Here is a 15,921-nt window from a genome sequence, read left to right as displayed (position 1 = left end):
AACCGCAGATGTACGCAGATAGACGCAGATGGATGGTGGATTGGGTAAGGGGTGATGGGGTGCGATCGCTTTAGCTTTCATTAAATTTTTGATAGCCACTTATCCAAGGATAAATTTATCAATGAGTCGAGAGAGTGATATGGCAAAGTAAGTTCTTTAAATTTTGAATAATAAAAATTATTTACTCCATGAACTACTCGGTTTATCTCTGTTTCTGATATATATTCTTCTATACATCTCACTTCTTCATATGTTGCCAACTGGGAATCAATAATTTTTTTATAGGCTTGCCAAGCAGTATCAATATTACTTTGCTTGATTTTTTCATAAATATTCTGCCTTTCGTATTCATTATTTTTATAGTTATCGGGATTTAAAATAGCACTCATTTTCCAGCCGCGATATATGATAGTTTTTTTTGTCGCTGATATTTGTCTGCCCACTCCACTTTTAACATAACCTTCGATCAATGCCTTGTCATTCCAATTTGTCCAAATTCTTGCTCTGCCAATAGTGTTACTTGTCAGGCCTTTTAATGGCACCCATAGAAATAAGATTATAGTTCCTTTGCTATCCGAACATAACTCAGCACAGAATTTACTATTTTTACTGTTTCCCTTTCCATACTTGATACTCCCAGCCGACACAACTTCTTCCATCCGCTTATCAAAACAGAGTAGTTTCTGCCTAGTTTTTAATATTTCTTGCTGTTGACTAAGATCGCAATTACTCAAAAGTTTCAACAGTGCTTTGGGTGGACTGGGTATGTTCTCTGTGCTTTCTCTTTCTCGATATGTAATCTCTACTCGTGCAATATGTTCGGCATCTACATCTTTAAAGTGTAAATATAATTTTTCCCCGTCAGGAACGATCGCAAATTGCAAAAACTGAAAAAATAGCCCGTGATACTTTCTGTCTGTAAAATTATCCCTGTGAAATTTGGGCGCAATTGCTATTAATCGAACGGGTTGAGCGTAATCCACGCGATCGCCAAAAGGTTTGTGTTCCAACAAAGCATCGTAATAACGGGTTAACTGCTGAACGACATATCTATCTTCGCCGTTTTTCAACTCCAGCACAACTAACCGTTGATTCTCGTCCACCGCTATAATATCGCATCTTTGCTCGTTGACAGTGAATTGCCGCTTGATGACTGTCAAACCGAGCAAGATCTGCAAGTGAACTTCGACAAAATCCTCTAAGGCTTCTTCATTTGCAAATTCCCACCCAGACCCTGTTTTCCTCAATGCGGCGCTGCTTAGCATTTTGACAATTCTTAAAGTCTTTAACCAATTTTACCGCAACTGTGCGTTATCGTGTCCACAACTATTTGACACTGCGCTAAAATTACATCAGTCACTCTGTATTGTCCAATGGCTCAATCTATAAAGCAACTCCACGCCCAAATTCAAGCCATGCCCAGCGATTCGGTTAAGGCGATCGTGCTTTCATGGCTGAATCAGTCCAACGGTAATCTCAGCAACTTTGAACGCCTAATCCCAGAAATTGCCGAGGAAACGGAGGGATATCAGTGGGGAGAAATTGGCACAGTAAACGAGTTTCAACCCCTCAGCAAAGAAGAAACGATCGCCCAAAGTCTCAGGGCATTGCAAGATTATTAGACAAACAAGATAGGTATTTCGGGCGATCGGGTTAAGCAATGAGCCGATAGTTTAGGAAGCGATCGTTTTGGCTACCTATGCCAAAATAAAGTTAGACAATAAAGTTAACCATTCATCATAACTTTTATGACTCTTACACTCACCTTACCCCCAAAAATCGAAGCACTGCTGCGCCAACGGGCGGAAAGTACAGGACAAGATATAACCAACGTTACCCTAGCTGTTATCGCGTTCGGACTTAGCTTTGATGAAAGCGATTTCTTCGAGGCATTAGAAGGGATTCAACGCGGACTTGATGACTTGGATCGGGGTCAGTTTTCTACTCTGGAAGAGTTTGTCGATAGACAAAACCAGAAATACGGACTTTCTTTGGAAGCATAATGTATCGCATTGACTTTTCCAGTACAGCTCAATCTGAAGCTGATGCAGCGTTTCTGAACTTTTCCCAATTCACGACTCCCGAACGCGCTCAAGCATGGTATCAGGGTTTGATTAAAGCGATTTCCTCACTGAAAGAAATGCCGCGTCGTTGTGTTTTAGCCCGTGAAAACGCGTTTTTCAGCCAAGAGATTCGCCAGCTTCTGTATGGAAGTGGTAAAACCACGTATCGCATACTATTCACTATTTTTGACGATCAACCCATACCAACGGTGAGGATTATCCACATTCGCCATGCAGTCCAGCGTGCGATTGGCGAACCCCAAGATGAGGCATGACCTTATGCTTAGCTTATCTAATTTTTTTGAAATAAGCGATCGCAAATTGCCATGCCCTCCGCAGCCGCGAATCACATTCGCCCTCTAACTCGCAGCATCTTATTCCCGCCTTTTTGAAACTCATAAGGAGCCTCTTGAATTTCTACACTAAAATTTCTCTTTTTCAATTCGGCGACGATCGGGTTTAAGTGATCGGATTCCTCTCCGCTAAAACTCTGCAATAGAGGGAATACCCGGACTTCCTTTGCAACCCGACACATTTCTGTAATTGCTTCTAGATGAAATTCTTCGGAAAGCAGGTGAGAATAAGCAAATAAGAAATGGCTGCACAAAGCTAAATCGAATTGACCGTTCTCGAAAGGCAAAACTGGCAGCTCAGCATTCAGGTAGCGACCTTGCTGCAAGCCTGATGGAAAATCTTCTAAAAATTCCTGCATCGCCTTCATTCGCACTTCGCCTAGCTGGTACGGCGATTCAAAATTATTCCACAGGTAGCCGTCTAAATTGGCCTTAACACCGTCAATTACAGTTTGATATGTTTCTTGGATGCGATCGCCAATTTCTACCGCAGTAAACTGATAAACTGGATCGCAAGAAATTACTTTTTTACCTTGGCGAGTCATTTCGGCATTGAAACTCGCCGGGCCGCCCGCACAATCAAGAATTGCTAGTTTGAGGTCACTTGAGGTCAAGCTAAACATTCCTATGTATTCATCCAAGCAGCGTCCCCAGGGAATTACTTTATCCAATTTTAGTGACACTTGTCTTTGTCCTGCAGAGAGAATTATTTAACATTTTACCTCAAATCAGGGTGGTTTTTTCCTATCCCCTTTCTGTGGCGGGTTGATTTGTATCGCGAGTTATGTATGAAAAATTTTGCTCAAACGAGATCCTAATCCTGAGAACAGTGGGCGGGCTTTACACTTTCTTTACAAAAAAGGGGCAAAATAGTTAAGTGCGATCGTACAATTTTTATGCTTGCACTTGTGGATTTTGCAGCGAAGCGAGGCTACACTGGACAGCAGGGAAAATAAACTAAAATCCACTAGCTAAATTGCTCTTGTTCAATGGCAGGCTGCAACCAGGAAAGAAAGATGAAACATACCATTCAAACCGCTACAAGTCTGAGTTTGTCAGCACTCCTGGTGCTATTGAGTTCGCTGCCCAGTATAGCTCAGTTGCCTGCCGTCAGAAATCCTGCGCCCGCTAGGAACCCAAACCAACCGAGAGTACCGCCTCCACCACCTCCGGGATCGAGTTTGCCGGCGAGCGACACTTCTGGTTCGCTGACACAAGAAGCAGCTTATACTTTAGGGTCGGGCGATCGCATTGCTTTAGAGATCTTCGGCGTCCCTGAATTCAGCAGAGAATATCAAGTGTTAGTTGACGGGACGCTCAATTTGCCAATCATTGGTAGCGTCTCAATTCAAGGGTTGACGCTGGAACAAGCCGCTAACGTAATTACCAGGCGATACGAACCCTTCATCAATGTTCCCGTTGTTACCGTGACTCTGGTCGTCGCTCGCCCCCTAAATATAGGTCTTGCCGGTGAAGTTACTCGCCCGGGTTCCTACAAGATTAATCCCACTAGAGAAGGAGGAGGAGTAAAATTCCCGACTTTGATGGAAATGCTGCAACTTGCACAAGGGGTGACATCAGCAGGAGATATGCGAAATGTTCAAATTCGTCGTTCCCGCAGAGGCGGGCCGGAGCAGGTTACTACTGTTGATTTACAGAATTTTTTAGACACGGGAAATTTGCGTCAAGATGTCACGATCCGAGATGGAGATACAATTTTTGTACCGACAGCAAGGGCCCTTAATACCCAAGAAGTTCGTCAAAGAGCCAGTGCTAATTTTTCCGCTGATATTACTAAACCGATTGGCGTGGTAATTGTCGGGGAAGTAAACCGGCCGGGGCCTTATACTGTATTTGCTTCGGATGTACGATCGAGCAACCAACAAACAGAGTTGAGTTTTGTATCAATCGACCAACAGCAAGGAGCAGTTGTGGGCTTACCAACAATAACTAGAGCACTGAAAATTGCTGGTGGTATCACGACAGAAGCTGACATTCGCCGCGTGCAAATCCGTCGCCGAGTCAGAGGTGGCAACGAACAAACTATCATGGTAAATCTGTGGGATTTGCTGCAAAAAGGCGACGCAACTCAAGATATTTTGCTGCAAGAAGGAGATAGCGTAATTATCCCGACAGCAGCTACTGTAGACTTAGCGGAAGTTTCTCAAGTCGCAAATAGTAGTTTTTCTCCGAACGCGATTAGCATCAATATTGTAGGAGAAGTAATTAGGCCTGGCGCTTTGCAGGTGCGGCCTAGTACCTCCCTGCACCAAGCTTTGCTGACCGCAGGCAGTTTTAATCAATTGCGGGCAAAAAAAGACAAGGTAGAACTATTGCGATTGAACCCCAATGGTACTGTTTCTCGGCGCACGATCGAGGTGGATTTTGCTCAAGCGTTGAATCCTGACAATAACCCCACTCTCCGCAACGACGATGTGATTCTGGTAGCGCGATCGGGCTATGCTAGGGTAGGAGACAATATCAACAGTTTTTTGCAGCCAATAACAGGAGTTGCAACGGGGATCAGCGCTGTTAGCGGCGTTTTTACTGGGTTTCAAGCAACTATCAACGCTTTTCAAAACTTATTTTTGGGAGGCGATTTCGAGCGGCGAAATCAGCTCAGACAGATTCGCGAACAACGTCAAGACAGACAAGAGCAACGTGAAGACAGACAGCTAGAAAGAGAGATACAACGTGAAGATAGATTGCAGCAAGCAGAAGACAGAAGACTGCAACTTGAAGACAGACAGCGACAAATCGATCTGCAAAATCGGCAACTTGAGATTCAGCAGCAGCAAATTCAGCTCCAAAATCAGCAGCCGCAGCAAATTCAGCCACAAACTACGACAACTACTCCTTGATATCTAGTCAGGTAAAATAACCATTATAAGTTTGTAGTGAGGACTGAAGTCCTCCCTGCAAAAAAAATGATTGGGGTCGTTGAGTTCAAAACACAAGATTAAAGTCCGCAAGGAATTTGAAGTAATAATTTAAACACATATTATCTCATAAAAATTGCTAGTTGTTAAGGGAATATTCAAAATATTTAACAAAACTTTTCTGTATATATCTAAACCTTTAGCATTGAGGTGAACGCCGTCTATTGTTAAATCTTCATTCAGAGCTTTTTCTTTAAACAAGGCTTGTATACCGCTAGATTCCACGGTCAGATTTTCGTCGGCGGCTACTTTATTGATGAGAACATTGATTTCGTCAACTCTGGCAATTGTTCCGGCAAATTTAGGATTGTAGCTGGCGGCAAGAGTTGAGTAAAAAGCAGGAATCAGAATAATTTGTTTTGTTCCGATCGATCGCATCACGGCGATCGCCTCTTTTAAATTACTGACAAACTGCTCATCGCTAATGCCGTACATAGCATCATTTGTACCGATCGCCACAATCGCTTTTTTGCAGTTAAACCGAAGCGGCACTACAAGTTTAAGCTGTTCTAGCAGCGAAACTGAACTCATCCCTCCGATCGCAAAATTAAAATTTTCTTCACCCAAAGAATCGCTGAGGGCCGAGGAAATAGAATCGCCCCACACGCACCCTTGATATTGCTTGTCTTTAATTTGTTGTACCTGATTGTATACAGCAACTTGCCACCATAGTGCAGAGCTCACCGTATCACCAGCAGGTTGCGGGTTAGCTAACACCCGAAAGGGGATGTACGCCGACAATAACAAAGCCAACACGACGGAAATTAACCTAAATTTAACTTTCATAAAACTTGCTGCTACTTTAGTTTATGCTATTCATTGAACCAGCCGTCAGGATTTATGCAAATTTAGCGAAATTGCGATCGTCTTTTCAGGATAATTATTAATCAACCTTTTGCCTGCAACAACTGCGGCTGCAAAACCTGATTTAATTTGCCGCTGCGAAACCCCTCCAAATCCAAAGTCGCGTACACAAAGCCAAACTCCTGAAACACCGCGACTAATGCAGGCAAATCCGTATTTACCACAAACTCCTGAATCTCCTCCGCTGGTAACTCAATGCGCGCTGTATCTCCGTCCGATCGCACTCGCAAATTTTTCAGTCCCAACTGTCGCAAATACCGTTCGGCGCGCCCCACTCTTTGCAACTTTCCAACGGTGATTTCTTCGCCGTAAGGAAAGCGCGAACTCAAACAAGGTTGAGCCGGTTTGTCCCACCAAGGCAAACCCAATTCTTTTGCCAATTGCCGCACTTCAAATTTAGTCATGCCTACTTCTGCTAAAGGCGATCGCGCGCCGCGTTCCTTCGCAGCCTGAATTCCGGGACGATAATCCTTTAAATCGTCAGCATTCACCCCATCCACCACATAAGGATAACCCTTTGCTAGTGCTAGCGGTTTCAGAGTATCGTGCAGTTCGCTTTTGCAGAAATAGCAGCGGTTAACCGGGTTAGAAGTGTAATTTGGATTTGCCATTTCCTGAGTTTGTACTTCCTGGTGGGCAATCCCAATTTCTGCTGCTTGAATGCGCGCATCTTCTAAATCTTCGGGAAGTAGAGAGGGGGAAACTGCCGTCACTGCCAAAGCGCGATCGCCCAACACATCAAAAGCGATTTTTGCCACCAAAGTGCTGTCAATTCCGCCGGAGTAGGCAATCAAAGCCCGTTCCATTTGTGCGAAAATATTTTTTAATTGAGCGAGTTTTTCTACTAACATAATTTTAACTTTTTGTGACAATCAGAGAAGTAAGAAAGCAAACTAAAGAAAGAAGGATGAAGAAAGCATATCTCGATCGGGTTCCCTTTTTCCCTCGAACCTGTTCCTTTTTCCGACGGACATCGGACTTCTAATGCTATTCTGGATCGATACCGAGGGCTGCCAATCGAGCCAAAATTTCTTGATTTCGCTGTCTTCCCTGTTCCAGCAGCGTCTCGGCTAACTCTTTGTCTTGCTGTTGGCGATCGGCTCGCTGACGTTCATTTTCTGCCCGCTGGCGTTCATTTTCTGTCCTTTCTTCCGGCCACAAAAGCATTTCTCCGCCCGCAGTCCGCCAGCGCAGCCAATATCCTGTTCTACCTTCGCGAGTTCCCTGCCACACTCCCAAAAATAGATTTAATCCAGGTATTAAATAACAGCCGTTTTCATCAGAATTTTGATGGTCATAACGGTCTGATTCTAGCGCAGAAACTTCTATTTTGCCTGTATGCGACCGAAAAATAACATACCGAGGAACTTTGATTACTTGTTCGTAAAAAAACCACTTGCCGATTTCTTCTGTGTATTTGACAGAGTATTCATCGCCGTAAGTAGCTGATAGAAATTCCATCTCTACAACAGGGACTGTTCCTTCGGTATGAGGCGTGTAACTGCGACGGGGATAGTTGTGAGGCGAAGGTTGAACTGGCTGCACGTACATCCAGTCTGGGGCTTTGCAAATAGTGCGATCGTCCACAGCAGCACACAAAGCAAAATTAGAAACTATTAGCGCGTCTTGCATTAGTTCCGGGGAATCCACTACAGACTGGCGTACACCGTTAGCTAGCAAGGGATGGTCTATATCGTCTACAGGGTCGTCTGGTAGGATAAATTCATTGGGAAGTAGGCGCCAGGTAATTTTTAGCTGTGATATCGGTTTGTGAATTATAGCAGTCATAAGTCACCTCCTTTTACCAATAAAAATTTTAGTTTTAGTCGAGATTTCTGAGTGATTGCCTCCTTTATATTTTAGCGTGATAATTTGATATACTCACACTTTTGAAAGTAGCGAAGGCGCGTTTTAAAATTCCCTCCGGGAAAATATGGCGATCGCAATTGACAACAGCAGCACCGCATACAGCAAACCGTAGCCAGCATCTGTAATCAAACCTGCCAAGTAAGGAACTTGTCCGTAAACAGCATCATTTCTCAAATTGAATCTGGCTAAATCAGGCAAAACTAGATAAAGTCCCATCATCAATTGTTCAAGGCCAGGATTTTTAGTTAACTTGCCCAAAGCCACTAAATCCCGCGTCGAATGTCCCATCAAATAAACGCCAAATGTCAGTAAAGTTGCCAACAGCGAACTGCTGAACACCCCAAATAAAATCCCGACACCGGCCATGAGACACAGCTCAAACCAGATAAACAGCGAAGCGATTAAAATGCTTCCCAAAGGGAAAGGAATGCGGCTCAAACTCAGAATAGCCAGATAGATAACAGTCATTGCTGCTACAAGCACGGCCAGCACCGCCGACAGTCCTAAGTGCTTGCCCACAATTAACTCAGCCCGACTTATCGGCTTAGCAACTAACAGATAAACAGTCCGCTTTTCAATTTCTTTGTTGACCAGTCCGGTAGCCACAAAGACTGTGGCAATTAGACCGAGAATGCTTATAGCAGCCAAACCAATATCTAAGATAATTTTCTTTTCGGTTGTCGCCGCCAATTCCGGTATCAACCGTACCGAGGCGCCCATCAACAGAGCAAAAATAATAATTAAGTAAAGGATGCGATCGCGAATTACTTCCCAAAATACATTGGTCGCGACTGTCAAGAGTCTTCTCAAATTCATCTAGTTATTAACCCGTTAGAAACTTTCACCATACTTTAGTGTAAGGAAGAAGGAAGAAGGAACAGAGAAGAAGGAAGAAAGAGGGAAGAAGGAAGAAAGAGGATTTTTTTCATCTCAGACTCTCAGACTCTCCCACTCTCAGACTCTTTCACTCTCCCGCTATACCGATCGCAATTAGTTAACACAGACAGAATCAAACTTGAGTGTCCCCCGCCGTTCCATCTTTTTTCTGTCCGGGTTGAGAGCGTTTGATGGCATCGCAGGTTACAGTCGCCCTATTGCCTATATTGAACACCTCGCAAGATTTGGTAAACGAATATATTTCCGGTCTAAAAACCAGCCCCAGCCAAGTTGCCTGCATCTCTAACTGATAGCGGGAATCTCCTTGGACGATCGAAGTTTTGACATCCCAGCTCGCATCTTCTGCGACGACCCCAGTTGTTTTTAAGGCTTGATTCCGCAGAAAAAATCGCTCGTTGTCAATATCTATTAACATTTGCTCTACCTGCGCCCACGGTTTTGTGCGGGCTTCATTTCGCAGGTATCGCTCCATTTCATTGAGGATGACAACTCCTCGGGAGCGATTAATAGTTGGCTGTTGAAATGTCACCACATAATCGCTTTGCCTTAAATCCTGAGATAAAACGCTCGGATACTGTTGTATCCAACCTTGAATTAAAAAGTGAAAAGCAAACCAACAGGAAAACAGGATGTGAACTAGAGTAATCATCAAAAACTGAGGGCGCACCAACGACCTGATACCTTCCCGTTTTGACTCGCTATTCCAAATCTCTATTGTAGCAAGAACCACTACTGCTATAAGTGGGCCGGATATCCATGCTATTTCCTTCCTATCCGACGGTAATCTTATCAGTAACCACAAGCCAATTAAGATGCTTGTCACCCACGGACTCAGACTTACTCCTTTAATCACAAAAGGTTGCTGGCTGGTCAGCAAACCCATTGAAAGTGTAAAAAATAACCAGCTCATATCAAAAAGCAGAGTTCTCGTCCGCCAGTCAGTGACTGCCGCCACTGTCAGCAAAGCTAAAAAGATGCTGAGCAGTAAAGGAGTCTTCCAGTGGACAACTTTAGGCGGAATCATCGCCTTTTGGATTTTTTTATTGGTTTCCCAAAGGTTGTTCGTCAGCTTAGTGAGTTGCTGAGTGGCATCAAAAAATTGCTTCATCATAAATTTCAATAGACGCTTTGCAAAAACAACACGGTTAAAATAACGAGATTGCTAACAGTGTGGGCGATTAAAATTCCCCCAAACTGTGTAGTTACTTGAAAAGTTTTTTTGGGAGGACGACGCGTGAGGGTTGGTGGTCCTAAAAACTGAGGCTTGGAAGCTTTTTTATTCCCGGAAACCATGTTTTCTATGAATTCTAATCCCTGCCATTTAGCTAGAAAAGTTACTGCTAATACTGAGAGTGCTATCATAGTTATTGGGGCGTAAACATTATCCACACGTCCTAATAAAATATAACCGATAAGCTGTTCCCGCAATTCTTTGCTCAGAACGCTTTCAATGCCGAAGAAAACTAACCAGCCTACGCAAGTACAAGAGAGATTGAGGATGGCTGTATATTCAATGCTGGTTTTGGGGCCGAGTTTAAGTAGTTTTTGCAAAAACCACGATTCGATCGCGATCGCCAAAAACATAATTAAAATTTGCACCAAAATAGTCCGAAATGGGAAAACACTCGCAATCATAAGCCTTTAGGTATATCAGTCCGTGTTAAATTTTAATTGTACAGCACAAACGGAATAATCTTAACCGGAGGTTTTAGCACCTGATTCCGTTAAATCGCTGCTTAAAAGATTGGGGGTTAGAAGTTATCGTATAATCTGTTGAGATCCGCCAACAGAATGGAAAAATTAAACATTCAAGGCGCGCGATCGAATACCCACCCCGATACAGACTCAAACAACTGCTGATTATGGTAAGGAATGGCATTGGTATTCGGACAGCCTCATCCCGGTCGGAACGCGCTGCAGGTCAGATTCACGTCTACGACGGCGCTGGTAAAGGCAAGTCTCAGGCAGCTTTGGGAGTAGTGTTGCGGTCGATCGGGCTGGGTATCAATTCTGACTCGCCCACGCGAGTCTTGTTGCTGCGCTTTCTCAAAGGCCCCGGCCGCTCCTACGACGAAGACGGGGCAATAGAAGCCTTGCAACGGGCATTTCCCCACTTGATCGACCAAGTGCGAACCGGCAGAGCCGAATATTTTGGGGCCGAAGCAATCACCCGCTTCGATCGCGCCGAAGCTCAGCGAGGGTGGGATATCGCCAAAGGAGCGATCGCCAGCGAGCTCTATTCCGTCGTGGTACTAGACGAACTAAACCCCGTATTGGACTTGGGTTTGCTGCCAGTTGACGAAGTAGTCCAAACCCTCAAAAACAAACCAGAATATTTAGAAGTCATCGCCACAGGCCGAGCGGCCCCGGAAGCTTTGCTGGAGATTGCCGACTTACACTCAGAAATGAAGCCCCACTATCACCCCGCAGCGGCAGACCATCATATTTCTGGTATCGAAATATACACTGGAGCAGGCAAAGGCAAGTCTACGAGCGCTTTGGGCAAAGCTTTGCAGGCAATAGGTAGGGGTATCAGTCAAGACCAATCTCACCGGGTGTTAATCGTGCAATGGCTCAAAGGTGGCAGCGGTTATACAGAAGATGCGGCGATCGCAGCTTTGCGGCAAAGCTACCCGCAGCTAGTAGATCACCAGCGGTGCGGCCGAGATGCTATAGTTTGGCGGGGGCAACAGCAAGAGCTAGACTGCATAGAAGCAGAACGCGGCTGGGAAATCGCCAAATGTGCGATAGCCAGCGGTTGGTACAAAACGATTATTCTCGACGAACTCAATCCCACAGTAGACTTAGAACTGCTGCCGGTAGAGCCGATCGTAGAAGCCCTGCTACGCAAGCCGCGGGATACAGAAATTATTATCACCGGGCGCTGCCACAAACCCCACGCTTACTTTGACTTGGCAAGCGTACACTCCGAGGTATACTGTCACAAACACTACGGCGATCGGGGCGTAGAACTAAAGCGGGGCGTAGACTTTTAAAGCCCGGAGCGGTACCGAGTTCAATCCGGGCCAGAATTATTAAATGACGGCCCTGCCTGGAAAACCGGAAATTGCCACAAAGCCTTGTTACCAAGTAACAAATCTCCCAATTTCCCTTGTCTTCGGGATCACCCAGATCTGCCTTTTTTAATCTTTAATTTCCTCCCCCGGACGCGATCCCCGACCGCCAATCCAGAATGGAACATTAAGAATATGAGCCGCGTCTTGTAGAGCGTGAGCACCTGAGACAGTGCACCAGGATTATTAAAGGGTGAAGACTTTGAATATAAAAGCTTACAAGCAAAAAATCCGCGAGGGAGAAAGTCTAGACAGGGTTAACGCCAGTAGGCTAGACTTGCGGCTGGCAAACAGGTTAAACTACAGCGGAATCCAAACATTCGGTGTTCTAGGCAGTGTCTGTAGTCGCACCAGCGATGACCAACAAGTAGAGGAGTGAAGCTTTATGACAACGTTAACTGACAATTCCGATCAAACTAATTTAAACACTCCGGGACTGGGCCCGGATACAATCTTCGCTGGAGCGGGGGCGGATTTAATTACAACTTCTACCCTCGGCGGCAGTTTAATATTTGGCCAAGGCGATAACGATACTCTGACTTCCGTCGGCCCGAACGATACCTTGGTGGGCGGCGAGGACGAAGATTCATTAGTAGCCCAGCGCGAGCGGGCTTTGATGTTTGGCGATGCAGGCAGTGACACCGTAATCGCTCAAAGCCGGAATACGACCCTGTTCGGCGGTGCGGGAGAAGACTTGCTCCAAGGTACAGTAGATGGCAACCTCATGTTTGGTAATGAGGGCACTGATACGATGCTCGGAGGCGCCCTCGGAAGAGACAGCCTATACGGCGGCAAGGACAATGACTCCCTCGGCTTCTTCATCTCCGGCGGCGGCAACAACCTCGGTCTGCCCGTCGGCGGCAGCGCCGGTGGCAATGCAGGTAGCAACTACTTGCGGGGAGACCTTGGCGAGGACTACGTTGTAGGTATCAATCAAAAAGATACTCTGTTCGGCGGTAAAGGCAACGACACACTGTACGGTGTGGCCAGCAACAGCTATCTGTCCGGCGACCTTGACAACGATACTTTAGTCATTCGCAACACTAGCCAGCCGAACCAGTTTGATCCAGGCCGCTTCGTCACCATTGGCGTTGAGAAAACCACCTTGCTCGGCGGTGCCGGCAACGATTCTCTCGTCGGCGGTATCGCCGAGTTTGCCGCCGGCAAAAACTTCTTGGACGGTGGCGACGGCAACGACACGATCACGGTTTTTGCTACCCAGGATACCGCGTTGGGAGGTGTCGGCGACGACTTCATCACGTCAGGAACGACGGTGAGTGTAACTTTGAGCGGAGGGGCCCAGAGTTCATTTGGAGGCTTCGCGGGTCGCAACTTGCTCGACGGCGGAGTGGGCAATGACACGATCGTTGCAGCTTTTGCGACGGATACAATGATTGGCGGCGAAGGCAACGACAGCCTGAGCGGTACCTTTACGAACGCAGCCGGTGGAGATGGCAACGATACTATCAATGCTACCGCTGCCTTTTTTGGTAATGCTACTGGTACTGCTTTGATTACTCTCGAAGGCGGGCTGGGCAACGACTCGTTAATTGGCTACACCAATCCTACTACTGCCAGCAGCTTCACCGTCACCAACCTCATGAACGGTGGCGAGGGAAGTGACACCATCATCTTTGGCAGCAATCGCGATCGCGTGATTGGCAACGTTGCGGGTAACGACTTCATCTCCTACGCTAGTGGCGTCAGCTTTACCGGTCTTACAGCGCCAAACTTGATAAGCGATACCTTAGGCAGCAACTTCATTATTGGTGGCAACGGCACTGATTCCATCACTACTGGTAACGGGGATGATATCCTGTTCGGCGACTCATTCGATGCAACATTGGGGGACGATACCTTAAATTCCGGTGCCGGAAACGACACCCTGCTGGGCGGCTTTGGTAACGACTATTTGATCGGAGGCGACGGTAACGACTCTCTCGGCGGCGGGCCTGGTGCTGACACGCTGATTGGCGGATCGGGTAATGACAGCTTCTACTACAACAACTTCGGTGAGGGCGCCGATGGTACTAACGTAGACCAAATCGGCGATTTTACGGTCGGCCAAGACAAGTTTATCTTCCAAATCAATGGCTCCAACGGCTTCCCCAACTTGAGGGCATTCGAAGGTACGAATCGACTTTCTACGAAGGCGTTCTTGGGGCTTGAGAGTGGGCAGTACAACGGCAGTTTTGGTCCAGCCGGGGTGGTTTCATCAGCAGATCCGTTCGTCTTTTATGAAAATGAAACTGGACGACTAGGATATGACTCTAACGGTTTTGGTAATGCTGGCGGAGTAGTTACGCTGGCAAATCTGAATGGCAGACCGGGCGTGACGGCTTCTGACATTACCCTGATTTAATTTGGGTAAAAGTGGGTGAGGTCGATTCTGAAACATCGCCCTACCAACTCTCAAAACTAATTGTGCTTTGTTTCGAGCTGGGGATATCCATCCCTGGCTTTTTTGTGGGCATTGGGAATTGGGCATCGGGGATAGGGCATTGGGCATTGGGCATTGAAAGGAAGGGCAGATTCACCGATCCATTTTGCCACCCATCAATAATGTTGATAAACCAGCCACCCAACTCAAAGACGATATAATTGACATTTGAGTAACAGTCGATTATCGTAGCAGACTAATATTCTATTTTGTCCTTCAAAAAAAGTTATTAATAGTGAAACTGTCCAATGGTCATCTAGCCGATTTAGGCAATAAAATAGAAGAATATTCTCTAAATCCGAATCATCAAGAAGGAAAAAATAAAGCTGTTTTGTTGGCCAGTAAGTTAGGCATTACCCTAAAAAATGCTGAAATGCTCAAACAGGCTTTAAAAGAAGCTGCTATCAACGAAGATGTTGTTATTTAAAAAAACAATGAATACGGAACACATTACAACATGAAATTCTTGCTGAAAACCGAAGTAGGTGAATCTCTGATTCTAGCAGCTTGGATCGTCCGCTTAGGTGAAAGTTTCCCCAGATTAACAAGTTGTTATCCCGTCAAAAAGTGAGGTAAAAACAATGAAAACAATTAAAGACCTAGATATTGTTGCTTTAACTGAAGATTTAGAAGCCACCCATTTTGAAACAAAACAAATCATTAAATTATATAAAGGACAAGTATGAACAGTCGTGATGGAATTTGATGGCAGTGCTTTTGAGGTAGAATTTTCTCATCAAGATGGCACAACTTATGCAATGGAAACAATTCCAGCCACAAAATTAATGCTTTTACACTATGAGTTAGTAGAATCTGTAGGGGCAGTTCCTCGATGAATTTTGCCACGAATAATCTTTATAAACTCGCCCCTAGATATTGATACAAATAATTTAGTCTCATTATAAAAAATCCCGCCAACATATCGTTTGCGGGATTTAGTAGGCAGGAAACTTGTAGGGAATACTGTTACTAGGCTCGGTCTACAATCTCTTTGGCTTTATCTTTGAGGTCTTCTTTCAGGTGAATTGCTGATGCTTCATCCTGCTTGGCTTGACCTTCTAATTTATCTTTCTGATTGCCTGTAACTTCGCTAACAGCTTCTTGGATTTTGCCTTCAATATTCTTCGCTGTGGCTTCGACTCTATTTTCAATGCTCATAATTTTATATTCTAACTCTACAACTACTAATAAGCTGTCAAACATCTAAACTGCATTAACTAAGTTACCTTTATTTTTTACTTTTCGGTTCCATTTTATAATTAGTTCTCCTTCATTTAATAATTTATTTAACAGTGATTCTAGTTTTTCAATGGATTCAAATAATCTATTAGCAACATATTCCTTGGCCGAATGCCATACCAATTCAACTAAGTTGTAGTCCGGGCTATACTTGGGCAGAAACTCTATGATTAGATTAGGCAT

At 45.1% G+C, this 15,921-nt stretch carries 18 protein-coding genes; 8 read left to right on the top strand and 10 right to left on the bottom strand.

Annotation, left to right across the window (positions count from 1 at the left end; translation table 11 throughout):
• Positions 1–80: 80 nt before the first annotated feature.
• Complete coding sequence (locus QUB37_RS13690) at positions 81–1,265, bottom strand: endonuclease NucS domain-containing protein (RefSeq protein WP_333162765.1); 1,185 nt, start codon at positions 1,263–1,265, stop codon at positions 81–83.
• Positions 1,266–1,373: 108 nt separating this feature from the next.
• On the opposite strand from QUB37_RS13690, the gene QUB37_RS13685 reads away from it, so the two are divergent.
• The 3 genes from QUB37_RS13685 (at position 1,374) to QUB37_RS13675 (ending at position 2,338) form a co-directional block, all read left to right on the top strand.
• Positions 1,374–1,622, top strand: coding sequence for a hypothetical protein (locus tag QUB37_RS13685; protein WP_333162764.1), 249 nt, complete (start codon positions 1,374–1,376; stop codon positions 1,620–1,622).
• A gap of 126 nt (positions 1,623–1,748) precedes the next feature.
• Entirely contained in the window at positions 1,749–2,003 is a 255-nt protein-coding gene (locus tag QUB37_RS13680; protein ID WP_333162762.1) for a hypothetical protein, read from the top strand.
• On the top strand, positions 2,003–2,338 hold the full coding sequence (locus QUB37_RS13675) for a type II toxin-antitoxin system RelE/ParE family toxin (protein ID WP_333153864.1): 336 nt from the start codon (positions 2,003–2,005) through the stop codon (positions 2,336–2,338). The genes QUB37_RS13680 and QUB37_RS13675 overlap by 1 nt, the downstream gene beginning before the upstream one ends.
• Before the next feature lie 71 nt (positions 2,339–2,409).
• Here the strand turns inward: QUB37_RS13675 and QUB37_RS13670 are convergent, their stop codons facing one another.
• Positions 2,410–3,099 carry a class I SAM-dependent methyltransferase gene (locus QUB37_RS13670; protein WP_333162760.1) on the bottom strand — a complete coding sequence of 230 codons (690 nt, stop codon included), beginning with the start codon at positions 3,097–3,099 and terminating at the stop codon, positions 2,410–2,412.
• A 333-nt stretch (positions 3,100–3,432) separates the two neighbouring features.
• On the opposite strand from QUB37_RS13670, the gene QUB37_RS13665 reads away from it, so the two are divergent.
• Positions 3,433–5,277 (top strand): polysaccharide biosynthesis/export family protein, encoded by a 1,845-nt coding sequence (locus tag QUB37_RS13665; RefSeq protein ID WP_333162758.1) that lies wholly within the window; start codon positions 3,433–3,435, stop codon positions 5,275–5,277.
• 129 nt (positions 5,278–5,406) lie between these two features.
• On the opposite strand, the gene QUB37_RS13660 is transcribed toward QUB37_RS13665, so the two are convergent.
• From QUB37_RS13660 to fraC, 6 genes are all read right to left on the bottom strand, one after another.
• Positions 5,407–6,141 carry an SGNH/GDSL hydrolase family protein gene (locus QUB37_RS13660; RefSeq protein WP_333162756.1) on the bottom strand — a complete coding sequence of 245 codons (735 nt, stop codon included), beginning with the start codon at positions 6,139–6,141 and terminating at the stop codon, positions 5,407–5,409.
• Positions 6,142–6,242: 101 nt separating this feature from the next.
• Positions 6,243–7,070: an ATP-dependent sacrificial sulfur transferase LarE gene (gene larE / locus QUB37_RS13655; protein WP_333162754.1), complete on the bottom strand. Its 828-nt coding sequence runs from the start codon at positions 7,068–7,070 to the stop codon at positions 6,243–6,245.
• A gap of 136 nt (positions 7,071–7,206) precedes the next feature.
• On the bottom strand, positions 7,207–8,007 hold the full coding sequence (locus QUB37_RS13650; RefSeq protein WP_333162752.1) for a Uma2 family endonuclease: 801 nt from the start codon (positions 8,005–8,007) through the stop codon (positions 7,207–7,209).
• 123 nt (positions 8,008–8,130) lie between these two features.
• Positions 8,131–8,904, bottom strand: coding sequence for an ABC transporter permease (locus tag QUB37_RS13645; protein ID WP_333162750.1), 774 nt, complete (start codon positions 8,902–8,904; stop codon positions 8,131–8,133).
• Between the two features lie 193 nt (positions 8,905–9,097).
• Positions 9,098–10,096 carry a DUF5357 family protein gene (locus QUB37_RS13640; RefSeq protein WP_333162748.1) on the bottom strand — a complete coding sequence of 333 codons (999 nt, stop codon included), beginning with the start codon at positions 10,094–10,096 and terminating at the stop codon, positions 9,098–9,100.
• Between the two features lie 5 nt (positions 10,097–10,101).
• Entirely contained in the window at positions 10,102–10,620 is a 519-nt protein-coding gene (gene fraC, locus QUB37_RS13635; RefSeq protein ID WP_333162746.1) for a filament integrity protein FraC, read from the bottom strand.
• 227 nt (positions 10,621–10,847) lie between these two features.
• Here fraC and QUB37_RS13630 point away from each other — a divergent pair, with 227 nt between their 5' ends.
• The 4 genes from QUB37_RS13630 (at position 10,848) to QUB37_RS13615 (ending at position 15,335) form a co-directional block, all read left to right on the top strand.
• Positions 10,848–11,981 (top strand): cob(I)yrinic acid a,c-diamide adenosyltransferase, encoded by a 1,134-nt coding sequence (locus QUB37_RS13630; RefSeq protein WP_333162744.1) that lies wholly within the window; start codon positions 10,848–10,850, stop codon positions 11,979–11,981.
• A gap of 463 nt (positions 11,982–12,444) precedes the next feature.
• Entirely contained in the window at positions 12,445–14,421 is a 1,977-nt protein-coding gene (locus QUB37_RS13625; RefSeq protein ID WP_333162742.1) for a calcium-binding protein, read from the top strand.
• Positions 14,422–14,734: 313 nt separating this feature from the next.
• Positions 14,735–14,926, top strand: coding sequence for a DUF6883 domain-containing protein (locus QUB37_RS13620; RefSeq protein WP_333162740.1), 192 nt, complete (start codon positions 14,735–14,737; stop codon positions 14,924–14,926).
• A 268-nt stretch (positions 14,927–15,194) separates the two neighbouring features.
• Complete coding sequence (locus tag QUB37_RS13615; protein ID WP_333162888.1) at positions 15,195–15,335, top strand: DUF4926 domain-containing protein; 141 nt, start codon at positions 15,195–15,197, stop codon at positions 15,333–15,335.
• A gap of 133 nt (positions 15,336–15,468) precedes the next feature.
• Here the strand turns inward: QUB37_RS13615 and QUB37_RS13610 are convergent, their stop codons facing one another.
• Positions 15,469–15,702: a CsbD family protein gene (locus QUB37_RS13610; protein WP_445300027.1), complete on the bottom strand. Its 234-nt coding sequence runs from the start codon at positions 15,700–15,702 to the stop codon at positions 15,469–15,471.
• A partial coding sequence (locus tag QUB37_RS13605; protein ID WP_333162738.1) for a transposase occupies positions 15,703–15,921 on the bottom strand: 219 nt, incomplete at its 5' end.

Origin of the sequence: Microcoleus sp. AT3-A2 (assembly GCF_036705685.1) — a bacterium.
Lineage (GTDB): Bacteria > Cyanobacteriota > Cyanobacteriia > Cyanobacteriales > Microcoleaceae > Microcoleus.
This window is presented reverse-complemented; position numbering and strand designations above follow the sequence as displayed.